The sequence below is a fragment of the Endozoicomonas sp. YOMI1 genome (assembly GCF_024606345.1).
Lineage (GTDB): Bacteria > Pseudomonadota > Gammaproteobacteria > Pseudomonadales > Endozoicomonadaceae > Endozoicomonas.
In genome coordinates this window covers 1-7,468 of record NZ_JAHHPM010000230.1, presented here as the reverse complement: position 1 = coordinate 7,468, position 7,468 = coordinate 1, and the positions used below count along the sequence as shown (strand labels likewise).

Annotated in this window: 3 protein-coding genes; all 3 read left to right on the top strand. The window is 49.0% G+C overall.

Translation table 11 applies throughout. The annotated features are described in order from the left end of the window. Positions 1–283: 283 nt before the first annotated feature. Positions 284–1,039 carry a TetR/AcrR family transcriptional regulator gene (locus tag KDK15_RS08065; protein ID WP_257294846.1) on the top strand — a complete coding sequence of 252 codons (756 nt, stop codon included), beginning with the start codon at positions 284–286 and terminating at the stop codon, positions 1,037–1,039. Positions 1,040–1,093: 54 nt separating this feature from the next. Beyond that, positions 1,094–5,902: a hypothetical protein gene (locus tag KDK15_RS08060; RefSeq protein ID WP_257294845.1), complete on the top strand. Its 4,809-nt coding sequence runs from the start codon at positions 1,094–1,096 to the stop codon at positions 5,900–5,902. A 163-nt stretch (positions 5,903–6,065) separates the two neighbouring features. Further along, on the top strand, positions 6,066–7,468 hold a 1,403-nt coding region (locus KDK15_RS08055), incomplete at its 3' end, for a hypothetical protein (protein WP_257294844.1).

Here is a 7,468-nt window from a genome sequence, read left to right as displayed (position 1 = left end):
ATAGTAACTGCCCACTTAGCCAGAAAATACGATTCCATTTGGCCAACTACTTACCGTTTATGTGGGCACCGAATATATCGATACTGGCACAACAAGTTTGGCGTAAGCGGCTGGCATGAACGAGTGTGGCAGGGCCTGATAAAAGTGCATTGGTAATATCGAAACCTGCTGCTTTTGAAGTATCATACCGGCTTGGCATCACCCTCCTGGCCATACCGGTATCAGGAATAATACTTCTCTCAATCACCTGGGGTTACCACCACGAACAGGATTGAATGAGCATATGGACGCAGTTGCGAAAAAATACCGTCCCGGGAAAATCCGGGCGAATAATAAAAAAAGCATTCTAGCCGCTGCTGAACAGGAGTTTGTGACCCATGGCTTCAAGGGCGCTACCATGCAGCGCATCGCGGAACGGGCAAACCTGCCCAAAGCCAATGTTCACTACTACTTCAGCAATAAGCTCTCGCTCTATGCTGCCGTTCTGTCGCATATCCTTAAGCTATGGGATCAGAGCTTTAACAGCCTGACTCCCGAGGATGACCCGGAAGAAGCGTTGGCAGCCTATATCCATACCAAAATCATGTTCTCCCGGAAGAATCCCCTGGCCTCCAGAATCTTTGCCCAGGAGATCATCAATGGAGGTCCGCACCTCACAGAGTATTTTGGAGAGGATTACCGGAAGTGGTTCCGTGGACGGGCACAGGTATTCAAGTCATGGTCTGACCGGGGAAAAATGGATGCGGTTGATCCTGTGCACCTTATTTTTCTGCTCTGGTCATCCACCCAGCATTATGCAGATTTCTCTTACCAGATAGCCCGGGCCATTGGGAAAGATGCGCTTGAGCAGTCTGACTATGACCAGGTAACAGAGACCCTAACCCGGATAGTCCTGAAAGGCTGGGCATTACTCCAAACCGACGTTGACGCTTTTGGCAACATCGACCTGTCTCGCGTTATTCCAGCGACGAAAGGTCGATATCAGCGAAATGGAACCACGTATAAACTCGTTAATTTTCTACGTTCCCTGTTTAAATAATAGGTCTTAATTTCACCTTTACCTGAAAGTCAGAAGAGGAACCTAATAATCATTTTGAGGTCAAATGGCGGAATTTATAGTCCAAGTCAGCAGGGTTTTATTCTGAAAGCATCCGCATCAAGCCGCTACCATGCAAAGCCTGCTGGCAGAGTTGCTCAACCAGCCGGATCGAGTGGGGTTCCAAACCGCTCCAGAAGTACATTTAACGGCAAAAGAGTATCAAACCCTCAGTCTTATAGAGGTAAAGCCTCAATTCCGGATGAGGCCAAACATCTTGAAGACGCCTTTTGGGAAAAAAAACCATTAAAAGGACGTAAAATAACGTCGGCTGATGTACTTAAAGCCTATGGAAAAGAGAGGACTTCTCTAAGACGTGGCTTCTTCCTGCAAAAGCTCTGCTTACAGAACATTTTAAATGGCAATAGAAAAGTTACCCCGGATCAGGTCATTCAAGAATTCAACCGGCAACCAGGTCCAAATAATAAATATCAATTAGCGATAGCGCGCTTTAAAGAACAATGTTGCCTGAGAGGCCTGGCATTAAAAGGCCAGCGCGTCACACCGGATACGGTGGTTAAGGATTATCAGGCTACCAACGCAACACTGGAGCTGGCACGCTTTAAGGAACTATGTTGCCTGAGGGGCCTGGCGTTGAATGGCCAGCGCGTCACATCGGATGCGGTGGCTAAGGGTTATCAGGCAGCCAACGCAACAATGGAGCTGGGACGCTTTAAGGAACGATGTTGCCTGAGGGGCATGGAGCTGAATGGTCAACAGGTCACACCGGATGCAGTGGTTAAGGGTTTCCCGGATAGACCGGAAAGCAAACTGGCAATAGCACGCTTCAAAGCGGAATGTTGCCTGAAGTGCTTGTCGTTGCATGGCCAGCAAGTCTCACCGGAGGCGGTGGTTCATGATTACCGGGCAGCCAGCGCAACACTGGAGCTGGCGCGCTTCAAAGCGGAATGTTGTCTGAGAGGTCTGTCGTTGCATGGCCAGCAGGTCACACCGGAGATGGTGGTTAAGGATTTTCAGGCAGCCAACGCAACACTGGAGCTGGCGCGCTTTACGGAACAATGCTGCCTGAGAGGCCTGGCATTAAATGGTCATCAGGTCTCACCGGAGGCGGTGGTCAAGGATTATCAGGCAGCCAACGCAGCACTGGAGCTGGCCCGCTTTAGGGAAAAATGCTGCATGAAGGGCCTGCCGATGTATGGCCAGCAAGTCACACCAGAGGCGGTGGTTAAGGATTATCAGGCAGCCAACGCAACATTGGAGCTGGCCCGCTTTAAGGAACGGTGTTGCCTGAGGGGCTTGACGTTGAATGGCCAGCGAGTCTTACCGGATGCGGTGGTTAAGGATTATCAGGCAGCCAACGCAACACTGGAGCTGGCCCGCTTTAAGGAACAATGCTTCTTGAGGGGCCTGCGGTTAAATGGCCTTTGGATTACAGCGGATGAGATGGTTAAGGATTTTCAAGCAGCCAGAGCAACAATAGAGCTGGCGCGTTTTAAAGAACGATGTTGCCTGAAGGGCCTGCGGTTAAATGGCCAGCCAGTCACACCAGATACCGTGGTTAAGGATTTTCAGGCAGCCAGGGCAACACTGGAGGTGGCGCGTTTTAAGGAACTATGTTGCCTGAGAGGCTTGTTGTTAAATGGCCAGCCGGTCACAACGGATGTGGTGGTTAAGGGCTTCCCGGATAGTCCGGAAGGCAAACTGGGCAGAGCGCGCTTTAAGGAACTATGTTGCCTGAGGAGCCTGGCGTTGAGTGGTCAGCCGGTCACACCGGATGCGGTGGTTAAGGGTTATCAGGCAGTCAGGGCACCACTGGAGCTGGCGCGCTTTAAGGAACAATGTTGCCTCATGGGCTGGGTGTTGAATGGCCAGCAGGTCACATCCGATGAGGTGGTTAAGGATTTTCAGGCAGTCAAGGCATTACTGGAGTTGGCGCGCTTTAAGGAACGATGCTGCCTGAGGAGCCTGATGGTGAATGGTCGTACGGTCAAGCCGGATATGGTCGTTAAGGATTTTCAGGCAGCCAGGGCAACAACACTGGAGCTGGCACGATTTAAGGAACAATGTTGCCTGAGGGGCCTGATGTTAAATGGCCTGCCGGTCACAGCGGATACGGTGGCTGGGGCTTTCCCGGATAGTCCGGAAGGCAAACTGGGCGTAGCGCGCTTCAAAGCGGAATGTTGCCTGAGGGGCATGGCGTTGAATGGCCAGCCGGTCACACCGGATGTGGTGGTTAAGGATCTTCGGGCAGTCAGGGCAACACTGGAACTGGCGCGCTTTAAGGAAGAATGTTGCCTGAGGGGCATGTTGCTGAATGGCCAGCAGGCCACACCGGATGGGGTGGTTAAGGATTTCCCGGATAGTCCGGAGGGTAAATTGGGGATAGCGCGCTTTAAGGAACAATGTTGCCTGATAGGCCTGCTGATGAATGGCCAACCAGTCACACCGGATATGGTGATTAAGGATTTCCCGAATAGTCCGGCAGGCAGACTGGGAATAGCGCGCTTTAAGGAACAATGTTGCCTGAAGGGCCTGGCGTTGAATGGCAAGCCGGTTACAGCGGATGCGGTGGTTAAGGGTTTTAAGGCAGTCAGAGCAGCATTGGAGCTAGCGCGCTTTAAGGAACAATGTTGCCTGAGGGGTTTTCTATTGAATGGCCAGCCGGTCAAACCGGATGCGGTGGTTAAGGATTTTCCGGATACTCAGGAAGGCAAACTGGGGATCGCACGCTTTAAGGAACAATGTTACCTGAGGGGCCTGGCGTTAAATGGCCAGCAGCTAACAGCGGATGAGGTGGTCAGGCATTTCCCGGATAGTCCGGAAGGCAAACTGGGGATAGCGCGCTTTCAGGAAAAATGTTACCTGAGTGGTCTGCTGTTGAATGGCCAGAAGATCACAGCGGATAGGGTGATTAAGGATTTCCCGGATAGTCCGGAAGGCAAACTGGGGATAGCGTACTTTAAGGAACAATGTTGCCTGAGAGGCCTGGTGTTCAATGGCCAGCCAATCACTCCGGATGCGGTGGCTAAGGGTTTCCCGGATAGTCCGGAAGGCCAGCTGGGACTGGCGCACTTTAAGGAAAAATGTTGCCTGAGGGGTTTGTCGTTGAATGGTCAGCAGGTCGCTCCGGATGTGGTGATTAAGGATTATCAACGCAGTGGCAGATTGCTCCAACGCGCTATTTTTTATTCTCAACTGGCATTGAATGCGAGGAAATTGAATGGCAACTATCTGGTCAACAAGGACGTATTAGAAGCATTTAATCAAGTCCCCGGGGATCATTCTTCAAGGCAAACCAAGTATCTGATTCAAAGGCTGAAACAATCTCAAAGGTACGATGAAACCAACGAAGCTCAGGATTTGCTGCAAGAGGCCTGGCAGATCTTAAACAACGTATCGGTCAAAGGCGATGAGCAACATCGGCTGCAATGTATTTTGAAATTCATGGCTATGCAGCATGAACTGTCAATTGATCATCAAAGCGTGTCAGCAGGACAGGTATCGCAATCCATCAAAACACTAAGGCGCTCATTTCAGAACTCACGCCTGCATTTCTTCTTCCTGGCACACTGCTATATCACCAGCCAGTGGGTTAATGGACGACAAATCCAAAAGGATCAGGTTCTGAAGTGTCTTCAGAATTTTCCTGAATCAAGCAAACTGCGCCATGCTTTAGGCTGCTGGTTTGAACAATGCAGCTATGAAGCCAATGAAGCCAATATAGTGGATGAGTTACTGCTTAAACGGGAAGATGCCATTACCCCGGGGAGTAACAATCCGCGCGGATACACAGCCTCTGCCAGTCAACATGAGTTTTCTGTTGCCAATCCTGGTAAGGAGTGCCCATTCCCTTATCCGGTCAAGGGATACCGGGATGAAACAGAAAATACGTCTGCCACTCAGGCAGCAACCGCCACTGTGGACCACACTCTGACGCAATGGTCAAGCGGACCGGGTTTCCTGAATAAGCAGGTTCCGCAGTTAAATAGGCTCACGCTTAAAACACTGGAAATTATTCAGGAACTCAATGGTTCTTATACCGATTCCCCCATTCTGATTACCGGTTCTTACGCACGTTTTTTACAGAACCTGTGTTCAGTATTTAATGATATTGACATTATCTGCGCGACAGAAAAATCGGCCAGAATACTCTTTGAAAAGCTGCGGATACTTAACACCGACAGGGATTCAGAAATTCCCAAAAACATCATCATCTGGCCAATCCAGGGGTGTCAGGAGATTAGACTGCCCAATGCCTACAATATTCAGCTTAAAGATGGTGATTTCGGGATAAAAGCAATGGGGCTTCAGGTCAGTGTTGACCCCAGAGTAGCCCATGAAAATGCTGCACTATTGACCGCTCATGTCCCTGGTGTTGAGAAGCCGGTATGGTGTTTGTCGTTTGCTGAAGAAACCAGGTTACTGAACGATACGCTGGAATACCTCACTGAGAACCTTGATCCGCTAACAGAACGGTTACAAAAAGGGGCAGTATTTGCCTTACCTCGAACCCTTCTTTTTAACAACCCTCAAAATACCAATGAGCGTATTTATGGCTTGATTTTACGCTGCCTGCTTACTCTGAATAAAGCCAGGCAGTTTATTGCCCTGCACTCTGAAGGAAAAACCGGAAAACCTGACTGCCGGACTCACCAGCTGCAAAAAGAACAACAACGGCTTTATGCACTTACTGAGAATCTGCAAATGAAATTGACCAGCCATGTTTGCCGTACTGATTTTGAGCACAGGGTCAACGACTGGCTATCGACAAGTCAGCCTGTTAATGATTACCAGATCAATAAGAAGGAATTTATCAAAGCACTGCTTGCGATGATGCACGCTTAATAACTGAGATCCGTATTGGACTTGATGGCCCGCTGCGGGCTATCACTAGCATGATGAGCGGTCCACCTCCCGTCCCCTCAGCGCAGGTCACTATGAATGGAACCTAATAATTATTTTGCGGTCAAACGGCGGTGTTTATTGTTCAGGTGTGCAGGGTTAAATTATGAAAGCAACTTCATCAACCTACTCCCACCCACAGCCTGCTGACTGTGTTGACCAACAAGCCGGCTCAAGCGAGAGTCCTGACCGATCCAGAAGTACATTCAACGGTAGGGAAATCTCAAACCATCAGTCTTGTAGACAAACAGCCACCACTGTGGATGAACGTAGAAGCATTGAGGTTGCCTTTTGGAAAAAAAAACCATTACAAGGACGTCAAATCACCTCGGCTGTTGTACTTAACACCTATGGAAATGATATAACGTCCCTCAGAAGTGGCTTCTTCCTGCAAAAACTTTGCTTACGACACATGCCATATAACAATAGAATAATTACCCCGGATCAAGTCGTTCAGGAATTCAACCGACAGCCAGATCAAAACAACGAGTACAAATTAGCGATAGCCCGCTTTAAAGCGGAATGTTGCCTGAGGGGTCTGCCGTTGAATGGCCAGCAGGTCACACCGGATGAGGTGTATAAGGATTTCCTCGATAGTCCGGGAGGCACAGTGGAGATAACCCTCTTCAACGCAAAACGTTACCTGAAAGGTCAGTCGTTGGCTGGCCAGCAGGTCAACCCGGATGATAGTGCTGACGGATACGCAGCCTCTGCCAGTCAGCGAAATGCTTCTGTTGCCGTTAGAAGAGAGCCTTCCTTATCGGACCATCAGGCTCCGCAGTTAAATGCGCTAACGCTGAGAACACTGGATATTATGCAGAAAATCAATGATTCTTATAGCAATTCCACCATTCTGATTACCGGTTCATACGCGCGTTTTTTACAAAACCGCTGTTCATCATTCAATGATATTGACATTATCTGCACGACAGAAGACTCTGCCAGAACACTCTTTGAAGAGCTGAGCGCACTTAACCAAGCACTTTACGCTGACAGGGATTTAGGAGCCTTGAAAACCTTTCACATCTTTCCAATCCCGGGATGTCAGGAGACTAAACTATCAAAAGCTTTCTATATTTATCCTGACGACAGTGATTCAGGTATGAAATCCTTGGCACTTATGGCCTTTTTTGACGACAGAGTAACAAATGGAGATAGAGTACGATTGGCTATTCCTGTTCATGGCGTTGATAAGCCGGTATGGTGTTTGTCGTTTGCTGAAGAAACCAGATTACTGAACGATAGTCTGCAACACTTCATTGATAACCTTAATCCGCTGACCATTCAGTTGCTTCAAGGGACGGTATTTGACATACCCGGAACCATTCTTTTTAACCTCCCAAACAACAGCAAGGAGCGTATTTATGGCTTGCTTATGCAATCTCTGCTTACCCTGCATAAAGCCAGGCAGTTTATCTCTCTGCTTTCTGAAGGAGAGCATGACTACCAGCTTCAAGAGGAACAACAACGCCTTCATGCACTTGCTGAAAATCTGCAAACGAAATTGAA